Raw genomic sequence first — 18,618 nt, 5'->3', positions numbered from 1 at the left:
CTCTTATCCGCTATGCTCTCGTCATGATCTCATCAATCAGGCCATAGTCCTTAGCTTGTTCAGACGACATAAAGTGATCCCGCTCCGTATCCTGAACGATCTTTTCAAGAGGCTGTCCGGTGCGCTCGGACAGAATGCGGTTTAATCTTTCCTTCACTCTCAAAATCTGATCGGCATGAATCTTAACATCCGTCGCCTGTCCCTGAGCTCCGCCCATTGGCTGATGAATCAATATTTCACTGTTGGGCAGGGCAAACCGTTTCCCTTTCGTACCGGCAGCAAGGAGAAATGCGCCCATGGATGCTGCCATCCCGATACAAATGGTGGATACATCGCATTTAATGTACTGCATGGTATCATAAATGGCCAACCCGGCAGAAACGGATCCCCCCGGGCTGTTGATATACAGCCGGACGTCCTTGTCCGGATCGGCAGACTCCAGATAAAGAAGCTGTGCGACGATCAAATTGGCTGAAACATCCGTAACCTGCTCCCCCAGGAATATGATTCTTTCCTCAAGCAAACGGGAGTAAATATCATAGGATCGCTCTCCGCGATTTGTCTGTTCCACTACCATCGGTATAAGACTCATAACTCAATTCCTCCTTATTTTCCGCCGGCGGATTCCTTGCCGGCATTGCTGGCATCTTCCTCCACAGAAGCCTCCGGGGAACTCCTGTGATCTTCCTCTTCCGCTCCATCCTTCGGATTCTTTTTGCCCTTGACCACGACGGCTTCCTTCATAAGCATGTCCGTCGTCTTTTGAGACAGAACACTGCCTTTGAGATACTCCTCATTGGATCCGAAGTTCTTTTTTACTTCCTTTGTGTCCATTTTATACTGCTCTGCCAACTCTGCATACTTCTTTTCCAGATCCCCGTCTGTCGCAACGATGCCTTCCGCCCTGGTAACAGCCTCCATCACCAATCGTATCTTAACTCTATTGTATGCGGTTTCCTTATATTGTGCCCTAAAATCCTCAACTGATGTATGGGTGGCTTCCAGATACTGCTGCAGGTTCACACCACTGTACTGCATACGATATTCCATGTCCCGGACCATATTGTCGATCTCATTATCCACCATTTTCTCCGGAATATCCACTTTGGCATGATCTGCGATTTCCTGGATCAGCTGATTTTCCATGGTGGTTCTGGCATTTTCATCTGCAGTTTTCTGCAGCTTTTTCCTGAGATCCTCCTGATACTCCGCAAGGGTACTGAACTCGCTGGTATCCTTCGCAAAGTCGTCATTTCTCTCCGGCAGCTCTTTTTTCTTGATATCATGAATTTTCACATGAAAAACAGCTTCCTTCCCCTTCAGATCCTCAGCCTGATAATCCTCCGGGAATGTCACAGTAATATCCTTTTCTTCCTCCGGCTTCATTCCGATCAACTGTTCTTCAAATCCCGGAATGAACTGCCCGGATCCGATATCCAGAGACTGTTTCTCCGCCGAGCCTCCAGGAAATTCCCTGCCGTCCACGGATCCGTCAAAGTCCAGCGTTGCCCGGTCTCCATTCTCTGCACCCCGGTCGATAACATCGATCCATCGGGCATTGTCATCCAATGCCTTTTTCAATGCTTCTTCCACTTCTTCATCGGATACCGTATGATTGGCATCCTCCACTTCGATTCCTTTATATTGTCCAAGCTCCACTTCCGGCTTGACCACAACCTCCGCTGTCAGGATCAATTCCTTGCCGCTGCCGATCTGCGCAATATCGATCTCCGGCATGGCAACGGGCTCAATGCCGGTTTCCTTTACGGCATCATCATAGGCTTCCGGAAAGATGACATTGATGGCGTCTTCATAAAAAACCGCTTCTCCATAATACCTTTCAATAACCTTTCTGGGAACCTTCCCTTTCCGAAAGCCGGGAACGGAAATGCTTTTCCGGTTTTTCAGATAGGATTTCATCATGCCCTTCTCAAATGTCTGGGGGTCTATGTGAATCTCAAGCTTCACTTTCTTATTCTCCAGAATTTCTTTTGTAACCTTCACCAACAATGTCCTCCTTAAATGATCCGTCAATTCTCCGGTTCATATCTTGCCTTTCAGTATATCACTTAACCCAAAAAGGGATTCCTCTAACTTCCATTGCAAAAAAATCGGAAAACGGATACTAAATTTCCTAAATTGTATCTTAACATAACTGACAATTGATTGCAATACCACCTGCTGCTCCTTTTCTACTGGATTTTTGCACAATGGTGCGGTATGATAGAAGAAAAGTTGGTTCAGAAAGGATGATATATGATGAATGAATTGCTGAAGAGCCGGAATATATTGATTATGGGAGTTGCCAACAAATGGAGCATTGCATGGGGAATTGCGCAGTCCTGTGCAGAAGCCGGTGCAAATCTGATTCTTACCTATCAGAATGAAAGAACAAAAGGCGGCATTGAGCATCTGACCCGTGATATGCCTGGCATTGCACTGTATCCCTGTGACGTGACCGTTGACGATCAGATCGATCAGCTGTTTCAATCCATACAGAACGATTTCGGAATCCTGCATGGGCTGGTGCACTGCATGGCGTTTGCAAAAAGCGAAGAGCTGGAGGGACACTATTACAATACCTCCCGGGACGGTTATCTGCTTGCTCAGAATATCAGCTCCTATTCCCTGACAGCAGTTGCCCGCGGGGCACGGCCGCTTATGCCGGAAGGCGGCAGCATTCTCACACTGACATATCTGGGAGGGGAACGCGCCATAAGGAACTATAACGTCATGGGCGTGGCAAAAGCTGCATTGCAGGCCTCCGTCCGTTATCTTGCCAACGACCTGGGGCCGGGGAACATCCGGGTCAATTCCATTTCTGCCGGCCCGATCAAAACTGTATCGGCCAAGGGAGTGAAGGATTTCAATTCCGTACTTGGAATTTATGAGGAAAAAGCCCCCCTTCACAGAACAACCAATCAAAAAGAAGTCGGGGATACCGCAGTGTTTCTGCTCAGTGAAATGGCAAGGGGAATTACCGGAGAAAATATTCATGTGGACGCCGGATATCACATTGTCGGCTGACTTCCTCCCCCCTTACCAATGAAATAAATACTGCTTCCCATCCTTCATGATCCGGTAAATCAGTTCGGCAAACAGGCTGTTGGCCCAGGCAAACCACGGCCGGGTAAACTGACCCGGGTCATCCTTATGAAAGCTTTCATGCATGTAGCCGGTATCCGCATCGGTTCCGGCTATCATTTTCAGCAGCTCCCTGATTTCCTCCTCGTCTGTGGAGGTCAGCGCCTGCATGATCAGTCCGATATGCCAGATATAGTCCTCTGACGTATGGGGACTGCCAATGCCTTTTGCACAGCTGCCTTCAAAGAACCAGGGATTGTCCCTGCTCAACAGGAATCTGCGGGTATGGGCGCAGACGGGATCCTCCGCCGCCTGATACTGCAGATAAGGTATGGATAAAAGGCTGGGCACATTGGCATCATCCATCAGATTATAGTGCCCCATGCCATCCGTCTCATAGGCATAGATCGGCCCGTATTTCGGATGAGGGAAGATTCCATAGTTCTGAATGCCATCATTGATTTCCCTGCCAAGCTTTTTTGCGGAGCCGGCCAAAGTCCCGTCTTTCCAGACATCCCGTGCGATCTCCTCAATGTATCGAAGAGCGACGACAGCAAACATATTGGCAGGAATCAAATAGTGGAAGGTACATGCATCATCACTGGGCCGGAAACCGGACCAGGTCATGCCGGTATAGCGGACAGGTGTTCCCCTGCCCCCGTTTTGCAGAGTATCCGTAGGGGAACCGCCTGCCCTTTCGAAGCAATACGGGGAGTCATCCAAATGATGCTGCTCCCGCTGCCAAAGCTCCAGTATGGTGCGGACCGCTTCCCGGAATCCATTATCGAAAACCGATGTTTCCCCGGTTGCCTTCCAATACAGATAAGACAGCTGAATGGGATAACATAAGGAATCCACTTCGTATTTTCTTTCCCATACCCATGGATTCTGTTGGGTTCTGTCCTGTTTGTGTCCCGCATTGTCCGGTTCCCTGTTAAAGGCATTGGCATACGGATCCGTTCGGATGTACTGCATCTGTCTTTTGATCAACCCTTTGATGATTTGCCGCAGCAAAACATTTTTCACGGAAAAAGGGATATAGTGCCGTACCTGTGCAGAGGAGTCCCGAAGCCACATGGCCGGAATATCCCCGGTAAATACAAATGATGTTCCGTCCGGGAGCATCTCGGTTGTCGTTTCCAACGTGCTGTAAAAGCAATTGCGGTACAGATTCATGAGAAATGGCGGATCGATGTTCCCCGGATCGATCTCCCCTTTCAGCTGTTCAATCGTTGATGTCATAGTTTTGCTCCTCCTATAAATCGTTGCTTTTCAGGTACGCTTTTTTGTGGAAAGACCCATTATCAGGTCGGCATCCAGATGGATTTTTTCCGGCCCCTTTTTTTCCTGTATCTGACGAAGAAGCAGACGAACTGCGGTTGCTCCCATTTCTGCTTCCCTTTGCCGGACAAAGGTAAACCGGTAACCGCCCTCGCACTCATATTGATAGTGACTGTCCGGGCTGTCAAAACATACAATGGACAAGTCCTCCGGCACTCTTTTTCCTATGGACTTTGCAGCCCGCATGGCCAGAAGGGCAATATTGTATTCCAAAGCATACAGGCATGTAATTTCGGGATTGTCCCGCAGCAGTTCCACGATTTTTGAAATATCCTCCTGCCTGCTCTTGCCGGAATCCTTACCTGGCAGGGTACTGATCAAGTCGGTCCGCCATATGGAATCATCAATTTCTATTCCATGCTGTGCATGACTCTTGATGAAACCTTCCACTCTGTCCGATATCGTGGAAGTATTTTGATAGGGAGGGGACAGAACAGAAATATGATTATGTCCCAGATCCAGCAAAAAGTCCGTAGCTTTTTCCGATGCTTCATTATTATTCGTCCCGACAAAGGAAATGGGAATTCCATTCATGCACCGATCCACCGATACAATCGGAAACCCGTTCAGGGCCAGCTCCAGAATCTTTCGGCTGTACAGTTCTCCGTGAACTGGCATAATGATAATGCCGGCCACTCCCAGCTCCAACAGGGCATTCAAGGCCTTTTCCTCAACATCCTGCCTGCCATATGACTTTTTGACAACGAGATAACAATTTTCCCGGGCGCCCTCCTGTTCGGCACCGGATATCAGGGTCGTCCCGAACGACTCACTGAAATCGGGCATAAGGAGGCCAAATAAAATCGGCTTTCGTTGGGACGGATCCAAAAGATCCGGATTCTCGTCCGTTTGGGTCGGTTCGGAGGATTCCCGGTTCCCTACAAAGGATCCCTTTCCAGGTGCCCGGGTGATCAGCCTTCGTTCCGCCATCATTTCCAGCGCCTTTTTGCTGGTAATGCGACTGACATTGTATTCCTCCGCCAGTTCCTTTTCGGATGGAATCCGATCCCCCTCCTGATAATCCCCCTGTGTGATCTTTTCAACAAGATCATTATAAATTTTCTGATACAATGGTAAACTCGCTTCGCTCATAAGCTGCACCCCATTTCTATTGGACGTTCCAGGACATTCGTCCTGCCATTGCCTATCCTTAATATGATATACCATATAGAAATGATATGTCAATATTAATTTGAAAGAAAACTGTTTGTTTTGTAATATCCCTTACCGTCCAAATTTTGGGGGATCAAAGCGGGTGGAATGGCTATGGCTTTCTTATTTTCCGGGTCTTTCTATAAACTCCTGTTATAAACAGGAAGTTCAGCAGCAGCGTAGCGACGCATAGCCAGAAACCTGGCTCTTTCGGCTGTATTCCCGTTATAATGAGGCAGCATATGGAAAGTACGCAACAAAGAATCGAACCGGACAGATACGGTTTTGTCTGACGGATCACGAGCTCATCCTGTTCTGTCAGGCCTTTGTGATTATTTTCTTTATTTTTCAAGATTGGCATCCTCCCTTGCATTCTGATACAGTGTAAATGGAGGAAGTTCCGCTGTGCGATGGCATGCCACCATGGATGATCCATGCTGCTCCATAGCTGGTTTCTTTTCTTTGCATATTTCTTTGCAGTACCGGCATCTGTTATGAAAGCGACAGCCAGACGGAATAGTACCTTCGATTTCTTCCATCGTCTTGATACTGGTCTCCCGTGGCTGTCTCGCAATCTTCGGATCCGGTATCGGCACAGCATTTAAAAGGGCACGCAGATAAGGATGTTTTGGATGCGAAAGAACCTCCTGCAGGCGTCCGGATTCGACGATCTCTCCCATGTACATCACCTCGATTCTTCCATTTTGCCCCACATAACGTGCCGTCGCCAGATCATGCGTGATATAGGCGATGGCAATATTGTCCTCCTGATTCAGCTTTGCAAGGAGATTCAGCACGGATACACGAAGAGATACGTCAATCATGGAAACCGGTTCATCCGCAAGAAGCAGCTTCGGATTCATGGAGATTGCACGTGCGATCAACATACGCTGTCTCTGTCCTCCGGAAAGCTGATGCGGATATTTCTGCAGAAAGTTTTCCGCAGGGGTCAGTTCCACGGTATTCAGAAAATGAGAGACTTTTTCCTCCACATTTTTCTTGTCGGAATACTTCTTGATCACAAGCGGATCACCAAGAATTTTAATCATCCTCCGCATCGGGTTCAGGGAAGCATAGGAATCCTGTTGCACCATTTGAATGTTGTTCCGGTATTCTTCCTTTTGTTCCTGATTCATCTCCGGCACTTCCGTGCCCTTAAAAAACACTTTTCCCGAGGTTGGATGTACGATGCCGGCGATTACATTTGCCATCGTTGTCTTTCCGCTTCCGCTCTCTCCCACGAGAACAACTACTTCTCCGGGATATATGGACAAATTAATATCGTGCAGTGCATTCACATAATCTGCTTTTCGGAACAGCCCCGTCTTTTTGTTAAAGTTGACCTCTACATGGGATAGCTTCACAATCGGAGTTGTCTTTTCCATTACGGTTGCCCCTCCTTTCCGGAAATTCTGTGGCAGGCAGCCAGATGCTCTTCTCCGGCCACTTCAAGTCCTGGCTCCTCCGTAAGGCACCGGTCCTCACAGTAAGGACATCTGTCAGCGAAAATGCAACCTTTGTGTGGCTTCATGAGGTCCGGAGCAGAGCCCGGTATGGCAACCCGTTCCTTCAATTCTCCAACAAGGGAAGGCGCTGCCTTGATCAGCATCTGTGTATAGGGATGCAGCGGGTTTTCAAACATCGTGAAAATATCTCCCATCTCAACAATTCGTCCGCCATACATCACCGCCATATAATCGCAGACTCTCGCCACGATTGCGATATCATGGGTGGAGAGCAGCATCGTATTATGCATGTTCTCATGCATTTGCACAAGAAGCGTAAAGATGTAATCCTGTGTAATCACGTCAAGTGCCGTGGTAGGTTCATCAAGCAGAAGGACCGGCGGATCGAGCAGCTGTGCAAATGCAATCATCACTCTTTGCTTCATCCCGCCGGAAAGCTCATGGGGATAAGATCTCAGGATCCGCTCCGGTTCCAGCTTCACCTGCTTTAAAAGCTTTCTCGATATCTCCATCATCTCTTTGTTGCTCCTATTCCTGTGGTGAGCCATAATTGTCTCCACAAACTGTTCCTGGATGGTCATCGAAGGATTCAAAGAGTTCTGGGCCGCCTGAAAAACCATGGAAATCTCATTCCAGCGAAATCTGCGCAGTGTCTCCTCGGAAAGCTTCCGTATATCCTGATTCCCGAAGAGAATTTTCCCCTGTGTAATCTCGCCTGGTGCGGATACTGTACGAAGAATCGCACTGGTGAGCGTTGTCTTACCGCTCCCGCTTTCACCGACAAGCCCCGTGATTTTATGTGCAGGCAGTTCAAAATCCAGATGACAGACTGCGTGAAGATCCCCGTCCGGCAGCAGAAAGTCGACGCACAGATCTTCGATCTTCAGAATGATGTCCCCAAAAATATCGGATTTCATATTACTTGTTGACGGTTCTTTGACTGACATCCGGACGACCCCTCCTTTTGCTTTTTTTGGCACTCGCGGCAGAGCGCAGTCTCGGATTCAGCGCCTCATCCAATCCATTTGCAAAGAAGATCAGAGACATCTGCAGGAGCACAAATGCAAAGGTCGGAACCAGCATGTTGAAGATTCCTGCCGTATTCATGCCGCTTGCCGCCTGTGCGGTGGCATTGGAGAGGATGATCGACCAGTGTGTGACATCATACGGCGCCATCCCCAGCATCATCAGCGCCACACTGGATGCAATGGCAGCATTCGTGTTCAGCACGAACGTCGAGGCAAGATAAGAAGTCACGTTTGGCAGAATTTCTTTCAATATGATATACCACTGTGGCATTCCCATAATTCTGTCAATGAGGACGAATTCTCTCTGCTTCAGGGAAAGAATTGTTGACCTGACATTTCTGGCGAGCTGTGCCCAGCTGAGTACCGCGAGAACGACTGCCAGCATGACGGTGCTCTTGATTGGAAATACAACCGCTATGATCAGCTGAATCGGGAAAATTGGCACACTGATCAGAACCTGCGCCACAAGCGAGATGATCCGGTCTGTAATGCCACCCGCAAAACCGGCGAGGGCTCCCAGAAAGAAGCCCAGCGCCACAGTGAACAGCGATGCCAGAAGACCGATGTACAGCACCGATTTCGTGCCATGCACAATCTGCTGGAGCAAATCATTTCCCACATAGTCCGTCCCGAGCGGATGAGCGGGAGAGGGCATCTGATACCGATGCTCGAAATCCGTTCCGAGATCCAGCGGTACAACCTTTGTCCCAATCGTAGCGATCAGCAGAAAGGCTATAAGGATAATCATTCCAATAAAAGCCTGTTTGTTTTGATACATCGTCTTGAAAAACGATCTGACTGCGCTCATCATTCCCCTCCTTATCAGTCCTCAGCTTTTACACGCGGATCCAGTTTCGGTAAAAGCAGATCCACCACAAGACTTGCTGCTACTGTCGCAGTCGTCGTAATCAGAAGAATTCCCTGACAGACGGTAAAATCTCTGTTTCCGAGGGCCGCACCAAGCTGTGATCCGATGCCCGGATAGGCAAATGGTCCCTCCATATAGGTCGCACCTCCCAGCATGGATCCAAAGCTGATGGCAAGTGATGTGTAAAGGGGCAGGGAAGCATTCTTTTTTACATATTTCTCTCGTATCCTTTTGCTGGATATTCCGCGGGAATAGGCAGCCGAGACATAATCCTCGGCCATAACGCTGACACAGCTGCCCTTCATATTCATCACCCACGTATTGATCTGCGTGCAGGTATAGGCAAACACCGGAAGCACCGCATGCCAGAACATATCTTTAATAAATGCAAAGTTGAAGCCCGGGGTCAGATTCGAAGAATAAGCCCCCTGTATCGGGAACCATCTCAATCCAAATGCAAAGATTGCAAGGACGAGTGTCGGCACAAGAGCCGGCGGAATCGCATTTACAATGGTTGTATAAGCGGCAATCAGTGCACTCACCACGGATTTTCGCTTCCAGGCCATAATACTTCCCAGCCACGTACCAAGAAGATAGCTCAGGATGAGGGCAATAGAGACCAGAAATAACGTCCACGGCATGTAATAGCCTATAATGGAAGTAACTTTTACCGTATAGTTCGACATGGAATTTCCCATATCACCCCGCAGAAGAGCGCCGTAATAGCGCTTCATCTGCGAAGGGATCGGTTCCTTCGGGTCATAGTTATATCTGCTGACGACAAGTTTTCTGGCCTCCTCCAGGGGAATTCCCCTCTCAACTGCCATATCCCTTGCCTTCGCGGTAAAGATATCACCCGGCATCAGGCGAAACAGTACAAAAGTAAGAATGGAGCAAAGTGCTATGGTAAGTATTGCCATGCCGACCTTGTTGATGTAGTATCGGGATTTCATTTTCCATCCTTCTCCTTATCTTCCGGCGGCTGCAGCATCCACATTTTACGAATATATCCGGATTGACCGACGTTCAGATTACGAACCTGAATATCGTCCTCTTCTGTTTCAGGGATCGGCATCCAGCGGTCGTCGGTCAGACGGTCCAGCATGGGAAGTCCGGAGACGTATTTCATATTTTCCCAGTACCCGGTTGTGTTCTGGAAGAAGTTGATGCCGAAAGCATTTTCATTTGTTGCCCAGATCATTCTCTCATAATGGTCCTTGTTGACATTTTCATCGCTCTCACGCAGCATGCCCTGTGTCCATGCCCATGGATTAAACTTGTTCCCATCCCAGTCTTCCAGCTCCAGAGTGGAAAGTTTACGGTTTTCATCAAATGGAAAATTCATCTTCTTGAACATTCCATTTCCTGCATCAAAGAACTCGGACAGGCTGAAAAACGGATAGCTGAATGTCCAGGCGATATTCATCCAGTCAAAGCTCATGTCAAACTGGTGCTCTTCGTCGGCGGCTTTACCATACATACTGCCGTCCATTGCCTTCACCTCACAGTCAATGCCAAATTTCTTAAACTGGTTTGCCAGTGCAGGTGCAATCAGTGTGGCAACATACCATCCCTTATCAATTCCGATCACCATCTTCATTGGTTTTCCTTCCGGGCTGAGCCACTCATCCCCTTTCCTGGTACAGCCGATACTTTCGAGCAGCTCTGCCGCTTTGTCGTGATCCGTGGAATACTTTCTCATCCTGTCAATGACTTCCGGATTCAGATATTTCTCAAGCATCGAGGGCGGAATGACTGTAGTGGAATATGGATTGGTATCCGACTGGTAGGATCCGATATCACGGATTGCCTCCCGGTCTGCAATATAGTTGAGTGCCTGACGAAACTCCTTTTTGTCCATCGGAACTCTCTCGGACTTTGTGTTAAAGTAAACACCCATACATGCCGGATCCTTCATTGGATAATAAATCACATTTTTGTTGGAAGAGAGAACTTTCTCCGTCATATCCTTCGGCAGCGTTCCGTCCATCGCATAAATGTCTTCGTTCATCATCATATTGGCCTTGGTCTCGCCCGTTGTCTTTCGGATGATAATCTTGTCAAAGAGCTTTATATCCTTATTCCAGTAATATTTATTCGGAATCATGATCGCTTCGTTCATGGTATGTCCCAGTACATTTACATAAGGACCGGTTCCGATTACATAGTGCTTTTTTTCTTCGTGGTGCGTGTACTGTTTATACACATCGTCGATTTTGGCGGCAGTCTTCGGATCCGCCGTCCGGTCTTTGCCCCATGGAGCCTTCACGCCTTCCTCGATCTGCTGCTGAGTCAGATCCGGAAGCTCTGCCCAAAGTTTGCTCAACTCATCTGCATATTTCCCATAAATATGGTAAGGGCATCTCGCATGATGAATCTCCCTCGTGATCAGCATGATCCGAAGCTGCTCAGATGGAGCAGGTTCTCTCCAGACAAATTCAACCGTTAAGTCGTCCGGCGTCTCCACGCTCTTGAGATATTCTACCGGGGTGTTCGGGTTGATCGCGTAAAATGCCCAGATATCCTTACTTGTAAATGGCTCGCCGTCGTTATATTTCACATTGGGGCGGAGTTTAAAAATCGTTTTGTTCCCCTCATTCGTATAGCTCTCCGCCAGCTGCATCTGGATATCATCGGTTCCGCGCTGATACCTCATCAGGCCCTCGTAGGCAAGATCCCCAAAGTTTCCGGTACCTGCCTCTGAATGCTGATTCGCGATAAATGTAGCCGGATCAGGAATTCCTCCCTCTGTGATATAGACCTTCTCGCCCTTTTTGATCTCTGCCTTTGCAGGTGCCGTTTCCGCCGTCTCTTCTCCCGGAGGTGGGCCCCCGCACGCTGCAAGGCTGATGGACAGACAGATCGTCATTAAAATGGAAATGAGTCTCTTTTTCATGGTATAATACCTCCTTCTAAGATTCATCCTATATCCTCTCCACATAAATTGGTTTCCGGATGCATGAAATCAGACAGTCGTTATATTTATATGTCAATGATGCTAAATTAGTATAGGTGTCTTTGGCAGCAGTACATCCTTCTTTAATACTTTATAAAAAGACGGAATGGATTTTATGCCATCACCTCCACCATTCAATTTTTGTGTTCAGCATTAATAATGATATATCATACCGCTTTGCATATATAACATGTTTATAATATACCATACTTATTTATATGTCAATATCATTTTAATATATTTTACTATAAGCACGCTTCTTTGACAGTAGAAAACAGAACAACGATTCCTGAACCCCTTGCAGCCGATAGGCTACAGGGCTTTTTTTAAACCAAAATTATGATAAATAATAGTAGACAATCGTAGAGATATATGGTATAATAGATATATATTACACCGTTTGGAGAGGTTTTGTCATGTATCTAAAAACTGTAACAAACAAAAAAACTGGACGTACATACTTAAGCATGGCGCAAAGCTATCGGAAAAAAGGAAAGAAATATCCAGGCAGTACTACTGTCGAGTCCTTCGGGTATCTGGATGATCTTCAAAAAGTTTACGATGATCCCATTGCCCACTTTAAGGCCTATGTAGAGGAGAAGAACAAAGAAAAGGCTTTAAACGATGCGGAATATATCGTAAAAGAACGTAAGGACACTGTTCTCCCTGAAAATACAGCCGGCCGTAAAAATTTTGGATATATTGCCATTCTAAAGATCTACTATGAGCTGGGATTGGACCGGCTCCTTCTCAACAGGCAGAGAGGCAGGAATTTCGACTACAACACAAGCACCATATTGAAACTGCTTGTCATATCGCGGATTCTTGAACCTGCATCAAAGAAACGCACCTTTGAGCATCGGAGCACCTATTTTGATTTCGAGAAGAAAGATGATTTCTCCCTTATTGACATATACCGGTCACTGAGCTTTTATGCAGGGATCGATTCTGCCATACAGCTTCAAATCCATAAGCGGATTACAGAGCAATACAGCCGGGACACCAGCCTGGTATATTATGATGCGACGAATTACTACTTTGAGATTGATATGGAAGACGAACTGAGGGCAAAAGGTCCTTCCAAGGAACACCGGCCCGATCCCATTGTACAGCTGGGCCTTGCCATGGATGCGGATGGCATTCCGATTTCTTACGAATTGTTCCCTGGTAACAATTCGGAAAAGCTGCACCTGAGGCCTATGATTGGAGAGCTTGTACGAGCCTATGAATCCGGCAGAGTTGTCGCAGTGGCTGATGCGGCCCAAAATACCGGGAACAACATCTATTACCTGGAAAGCGGCAAATGCTCCTACGTATTCAGCCAGACGATCCGGGGAGGAAGCAAAGAATTCAAGGATTATGTTAATAATCAATCCGGTTACAAGCAGTTCAGTGATCAGTACAAGCGCAAGTCCCGGGTAATCAGGCGGGAGATAGAAGTCGATATGTTAAAGGAAGGCGGAAGAACATATAAAAAGAAGGTACTTGTGGATCAGCGGCAAATCGTTTTCTATAACAAGAAGTATGCGGACCGCTCCAAAGCGAAACGGGAAGCTGTGCTCAAAAAGGCCCAGTGTATCGCCTCAACACCGTCTGCATACACAAGGGCCACGTCCTATGGGGCTCTCAGATATGTTAAGAATATCAAGGTGGATAAGAAAACAGGTGAAATCAAAAAAGCTCCCAAAGGCCGGCCATGTATCGACATGGAGAAATTCAGGGAAGATGAAAAGTATGACGGTTATTACTGCATCGTGACAAACCTGTTCGATGAAGATGGATCCGACACATTCTCTGATGACAGGATCATCGATATGTACCGCGGGCTCTGGCGAATTGAGGATAATTTCCGTGTTACAAAAAGTGATCTTGAAACGCGGCCTGTGTACGTTTCCCGTAAAGACAGGATTCATGCGCACTTCCTCATTTGTTATATATCGCTGGTAATCCTCAGACTGATCCAAAAACGTCTTGGTGGCGCGTACTCCCCCGAAGCTATCATCAATGCCCTGAAGAACATTACCTGCTCACCTGAATCCCAAAATATCTATCTTTTTGATTACAGGTCAGATGTAACGGATGCAATCGGTAAGGCAATGGGCTTCGATTTTACAAAGAAGAGACTTACCCGATCCGAAATTAAAAAAAGTTTAGGACAAGCAAAAAAAGATAATTTTCACTACAACTTCTTCTCATATGATAAAAGCCGCAACCTTGCTCATACCTAAGGCTTACGGCTCCTTTTTCTCTTTTTTACTGTCAAACTTGAGTTTATAATATACCATACTTATTTATATGTCAATATCATTTTAATATATTTTACTATAAGCACAATACATTTTTTATGATACTTTACTTGTTTCTGTATTGCCACAATATTTTTATATTGCTACGCTGGACTTAATCAGGCCTGGAATGGAACTCTGAAAAAGCAACAGGCAGATAAAGCAAAAAGAAGCGAAAAAAATAAGCTTACGAAGCTTACATTGGTATACTATCTTGTATTGCTGGTTCTTACGCATTGGGCCTTTTTTTCTCCAGGACGGATTCCAATACAGCAATTGTTTCTTTTATCATTTTCTCCCGGCTGTAGCCATGCCTCACATCTTCCCTTGCCTGCCGGCCATACGATATGGCGATCTGAGGGTGATCCAGACAGTATTGAAGGGCGTCCCTTATTTCCAGCGGTCTGCCCGGCTGGATCAGATAACCGTTTTTACCATGGGTGATAAGCTCCGGGGTTCCTCCCACGGCAGAAGCAATGATGGGCAGTCCAAACGACATGGCTTCCAGCAGAGTCATGGCAAGACCTTCGGACAGTGTCGGCAGGACAAAGAGATCAAAGGCAGCATAATAATCCCATATGTTGTGAACCTGACCCGTAAAAATCACCCGCCCGGCAATTCCAGGACGTTCGGCCAGATTCTTCAGGCTGGTTTCCTCCGGCCCGGAACCGGTGATCATCAAAACGGCACAGGGATACCGATCCAGTACAGAGGGAACCGCTTCCAACAGAAAATGAATTCCCTTGGATGGGATCAGTCGGGCCACTGTCCCGATCAGAATGTTGTCTCCCCTGATACCGTACTGCCTTCTTACCTTCTCTCCATCACCGGTATCCCACTCCGGTCTGGGATTGCGGATTACCCGGATCGGTTCGGGATGCAGTCCCATTTCCCCGGTCATACTGTCCTTCAGTGCCCGGGAAACACAAATAATGGCATCGGTTCTTTGTTCCATCCATTTTTCAAACCGGCATATAAGAAAGCGGCCGGTTTTCCCCCTGCCATGCAATACCATATTATGTACGGTATAAACAAGGGGACATCCGGACATCCAGCCTGCCATTCTGCCAATCAAGCCGGCCTTAAAGCCATGACAGTGCAACAGATCCGGCTTTACCCTGCGGAGAAGGGAATACAGCTCCGCAATCTTCCGGGCATCCTGTAACGGCTGTATTGTACCGGGAAAGCGAAATGCAATTACCTGTGCCCCAGCCTTTTCCAGACTGGCCAGATCACTCCGGGGAAAATCACACAGCACAATGACCTGGTGTCCACTCTGAAGCAGGCCCCTGATCAGGAGAACGGCATGTTCCTTCATTCCCCCTTCCGCTTTCCGGACCAGCTCCATGATTTTCATAACGGGTTCCTTCCTCTGCTGCTTCCGTTACCCACTGCAGCCTTCTCTTCCTCTGTTCCTTCTCCCTGGGAAAGCTGATCCATTACCAGCAGCAGCACAGGCAGGGCAGTGTAGATCATCCCTGTCCCGGCTGCCACAATACCGGAATCATTGACAAGCAGAGCCGTGATACAGCCCAGAATGGCAGCAGCAAAGCCTTTGATGGCTTTGGGATACTTTTTGGTCATGTCCCGGAAGATCCCCACCGGGCGAAAAATAAGTACGGTCATGGCCAGAAGAGAGAGCAGGAAAACACGGGTCCAGATGGTATAGCGGATCAGCTTGACATTCATCTGAATCTTTCGTTTCATAATATACAGAAGTTCCGTCAGGCCATTCTGCCGGATCAAACGCACCGTCAGCCCCATGTGCGTCTGACTGTCCGCTGTCCGCATGCTGTCAAACATAAAAATACCCGTAAGGAGTGCGACAACCAGAAGGGCAATGGGGATGAAATGCCGGAGCCGTATGCGGCCTTTTCGCATCAAAAGAAAGAAACAGGCAAAGGCCGTCGTCGCCGTAATGATGCCCCCCACTTTGGCGCCCAGACCCGGATCCGCCAGAATAAACAGCGTCAGGGCAAACAGCGCCGGTACAACCCATCGCATGGGCCTGCCGCCCTTTTTGTCCCTAATTTCACAGAACACCCCTGCGCCGCTGCATACCGATCCAATCAGGATTCCCATATACTCATTGCCAATTCCGTAAAACCTTGCACCACTTATGACATCATAGCCAAGGGGAGAGCCCTGGATCAGATGTGCACCGGTCAGCTGATCTCCCAGCAGCAGTCCTGCCATGGCAAAACACAGGACAGCAATCCGATTCAGGGTATTCTGCTTTTTCAGAAAGAAAAGTGCGGTAATTCCCGCCGCCAGAAGCCAGGACAGCAGAAAGCTGCCGGCAGCGGTGGACTGATGAAACAAGGTCAGCAGCAGATAGGAAACAGGAATTACCATCAGAAAGACCAGACAGACTTTCACATAGGGAAGAAACCTTCTGGCAAACAGAACCACCAGAAGAGACAGGATCAGCAGAATCACAAGTACAACCACATAGCTCCGCAGTAAAAATCCGCGTTGATTATAGATTTCCGTCAGACGCGTATTGAATGCTTCCAGGTCCGCCGGCCCTTTCGGAGGGTACGTGGTAAAAATTCCGGATCCCAGCTGCCCCGGCTGACGGGGAATATTGAAATAATCCAGTACCGTTGCTCCGACATCCAGATTTGTAATCACTCCGGACCTCCGTGTGGAAGCAGAGGACAGCAGTCCCGCAGACAGGCCGGGCCCCGCTGCGACCACCGGCGTCAGGCGGTTGTTCTCCGCCAGATCGCGGGCAGGTCCCAAAGGGGTCACGAGCAGGACCAGATCCCGGGAAAGATCCAGACGGTCCGCGAGACGGCCGATAAAGGCATCGCTTTCTTCAATCGCTGTTTTCTTGTATTGTTCATTCATCGCATCGGTTGCTTCCTGCCGGAAGTCCTCCGCCCGGGAGGTATCCCCCAGCTGTATGGCAATGACGTCGGAATCGCCCCATATCTTCTGAACCTTGTCATACAGAAGCTGATAATCTGTACGGATCCCAAAGGGCCTTTTGTTGTCTTCCACGAGAAAGCTTCTGTCCACCGATCCTCCTGGAATGATTCCCTGATCGTCCATGAGAAAAGGTGCCAGATAGCGATGATATTCATTGGGAGTATCACAGTTTCCGACGGCAGCGGCATGATAACCGGCGTCCCGCAATGCGGTACCGAGAGCACCAATGGTTACGGTATAGGGTTTCTTCGAATTGTTGCGGACCGACTGTGCATAGCCCAGATCAACCACAGCTTCCGCAGGCGGATTCCTCCCCGATATCTGCTGATAAAGGGATCCGACAGATACACCCTGATAATCCTCCCCTGCATCAAAGGCAAGGGAGGATTTGGCCGAACCGATGATCCTGGTTCCTGCACCCATGGTGATATAGGTGTCCCTTTGGGATCGGTTCCCGCCGGTATTGGTGGTCATCAGTCCGATTCCGCCGTTCTGTATCAAATGATCGATATGGGGGGTGTTTGCCTGGTTTAAATCCGATAGTCCAACCCGATCCAGAAAAACCACAACTGCCTTTCCACCGGCCCGCGGCGACCGATCCGCATCGAAAGATGGCATGGACGAACAGGCTTTCAGGCCAGGTGGGTCTGCCCTGCCCGACTTCCGGTCCGGAAGGTGCAATGCTGCCGCAAGGCCTGCCACAATCACTGCGCAGAACACAAGAGCAAGGACTGTGGAAAGCCCTGGCGATTTCATCCGTCTTCTCTTCATATAAGCTGCTCCCTCATTTTTCACTCTTTTCTACATTTTGCCCAGGATGGGATGATTCATTCAAACAAAGGAGAAGCAGAAAAAGACGGCTTTCCCAAAAATCTTCAAAGGAAAAGCAAGGAAAAATAACGAAAAAAGCTCTCCAAAGCACCGGTATCCGATGCTCAGAGAGCTTTTACCATTTCATCTATAAAAATACAGGTACAGAATCCCGTAGTTCTCCGGAATGCAAGACAGGAACGGTATCAGGAGGGAACCACGTCAAACTTGGTGCCCGGCAGCATATACTCCATGTTCTGGATCATCGAATTGCCGCTTCCCGGATCCGGAGACTCCCCCATTACAATCTCGGTAATGTCGTTTTTCCTGGCATAGTCCAAAAGAGTATTCAGAACATTCTCAGAACGAAGAACCGTCATGTCCGCCCCTGCCTGTTTGGATATCTGAAACAGATAATCCAGCGCTTCTCCCTCATCCGGATTGCCCAGAACATGAACCCCGATTTTTGTTACATGTACCACAGTCAGTTTTCCGCCGGTACCGTTTACCAGCTTCTGTCCGACTTTGATCAGCCGCTCACAGGTCTTCTGACGGGTAACGCATACCATAACCCTTGGAACATCCATACCATTACCTTCCCCTTTTCAACCATGATCTTGTCCGACCCTTTTATTATACCATGGCCCCCCCCTGCAATCTATTTATTCCGGAAATGTTCATCCTTTGTTTACAA

15 protein-coding genes are annotated in these 18,618 nt (G+C 48.1%); 2 read left to right on the top strand and 13 right to left on the bottom strand.

The genetic code is table 11. The features are described from left to right. Positions 1-10: 10 nt before the first annotated feature. A complete protein-coding gene (gene clpP / locus QBE55_10235; GenBank protein ID WZL77915.1) occupies positions 11-592 on the bottom strand; it encodes an ATP-dependent Clp endopeptidase proteolytic subunit ClpP in 582 nt (193 codons plus the stop codon). Between the two features lie 14 nt (positions 593-606). Next, a complete protein-coding gene (gene tig / locus QBE55_10230) occupies positions 607-2,004 on the bottom strand; it encodes a trigger factor (protein ID WZL77914.1) in 1,398 nt (465 codons plus the stop codon). 252 nt (positions 2,005-2,256) lie between these two features. Between tig and fabI the strand changes: the two genes are divergently transcribed. Continuing rightward, positions 2,257-3,027: an enoyl-ACP reductase FabI gene (gene fabI, locus QBE55_10225; protein ID WZL77913.1), complete on the top strand. Its 771-nt coding sequence runs from the start codon at positions 2,257-2,259 to the stop codon at positions 3,025-3,027. Between the two features lie 12 nt (positions 3,028-3,039). Here the strand turns inward: fabI and QBE55_10220 are convergent, their stop codons facing one another. From QBE55_10220 to QBE55_10185, 8 genes are all read right to left on the bottom strand, one after another. Then, positions 3,040-4,326, bottom strand: coding sequence for a glycoside hydrolase family 125 protein (locus tag QBE55_10220; GenBank protein WZL77912.1), 1,287 nt, complete (start codon positions 4,324-4,326; stop codon positions 3,040-3,042). 30 nt (positions 4,327-4,356) lie between these two features. Then, positions 4,357-5,517, bottom strand: a complete 1,161-nt coding sequence (locus tag QBE55_10215) for a GntR family transcriptional regulator (GenBank protein WZL77911.1) — start codon at positions 5,515-5,517, stop codon at positions 4,357-4,359. Between the two features lie 172 nt (positions 5,518-5,689). Continuing rightward, the gene (locus tag QBE55_10210; protein ID WZL77910.1) at positions 5,690-5,929 is read right to left on the bottom strand and encodes a hypothetical protein; all 240 of its coding nucleotides are present in this window, start codon (positions 5,927-5,929) and stop codon (positions 5,690-5,692) included. Next, on the bottom strand, positions 5,919-6,962 hold the full coding sequence (locus QBE55_10205; GenBank protein ID WZL77909.1) for an ABC transporter ATP-binding protein: 1,044 nt from the start codon (positions 6,960-6,962) through the stop codon (positions 5,919-5,921). Before QBE55_10205 ends, QBE55_10210 begins: the two co-directional genes overlap by 11 nt. Beyond that, positions 6,962-7,990, bottom strand: a complete 1,029-nt coding sequence (locus tag QBE55_10200) for an ABC transporter ATP-binding protein (protein ID WZL77908.1) — start codon at positions 7,988-7,990, stop codon at positions 6,962-6,964. The genes QBE55_10205 and QBE55_10200 overlap by 1 nt, the downstream gene beginning before the upstream one ends. After that, positions 7,962-8,879, bottom strand: a complete 918-nt coding sequence (locus QBE55_10195) for an ABC transporter permease (protein ID WZL77907.1) — start codon at positions 8,877-8,879, stop codon at positions 7,962-7,964. Before QBE55_10195 ends, QBE55_10200 begins: the two co-directional genes overlap by 29 nt. Before the next feature lie 14 nt (positions 8,880-8,893). Continuing rightward, entirely contained in the window at positions 8,894-9,892 is a 999-nt protein-coding gene (locus QBE55_10190) for an ABC transporter permease (GenBank protein ID WZL77906.1), read from the bottom strand. Next, entirely contained in the window at positions 9,889-11,835 is a 1,947-nt protein-coding gene (locus QBE55_10185) for an ABC transporter substrate-binding protein (protein ID WZL77905.1), read from the bottom strand. Before QBE55_10185 ends, QBE55_10190 begins: the two co-directional genes overlap by 4 nt. 476 nt (positions 11,836-12,311) lie before the next feature. Here QBE55_10185 and QBE55_10180 point away from each other — a divergent pair, with 476 nt between their 5' ends. Next, a complete protein-coding gene (locus QBE55_10180; GenBank protein ID WZL77904.1) occupies positions 12,312-14,123 on the top strand; it encodes an IS1634 family transposase in 1,812 nt (603 codons plus the stop codon). A 286-nt stretch (positions 14,124-14,409) separates the two neighbouring features. Here QBE55_10180 and QBE55_10175 read toward each other — a convergent pair whose 3' ends face one another. From QBE55_10175 to QBE55_10165, 3 genes are all read right to left on the bottom strand, one after another. Further along, complete coding sequence (locus tag QBE55_10175) at positions 14,410-15,537, bottom strand: glycosyltransferase family 4 protein (protein ID WZL77903.1); 1,128 nt, start codon at positions 15,535-15,537, stop codon at positions 14,410-14,412. After that, positions 15,534-17,885 (bottom strand): hypothetical protein, encoded by a 2,352-nt coding sequence (locus QBE55_10170; protein WZL77902.1) that lies wholly within the window; start codon positions 17,883-17,885, stop codon positions 15,534-15,536. The genes QBE55_10175 and QBE55_10170 overlap by 4 nt, the downstream gene beginning before the upstream one ends. Before the next feature lie 245 nt (positions 17,886-18,130). Next, positions 18,131-18,511, bottom strand: coding sequence for a universal stress protein UspA (locus QBE55_10165; protein WZL77901.1), 381 nt, complete (start codon positions 18,509-18,511; stop codon positions 18,131-18,133). Positions 18,512-18,618: the final 107 nt, after the last annotated feature.

It is taken from the genome of Eubacteriales bacterium mix99 (assembly GCA_038396605.1).
In the GTDB taxonomy this organism is placed as follows: Bacteria; Bacillota; Clostridia; order Caldicoprobacterales; family DTU083; genus UBA4874.
Note: the sequence above shows the minus strand (reverse complement) of the source record. Positions and strands in the feature narration are given on the sequence as shown.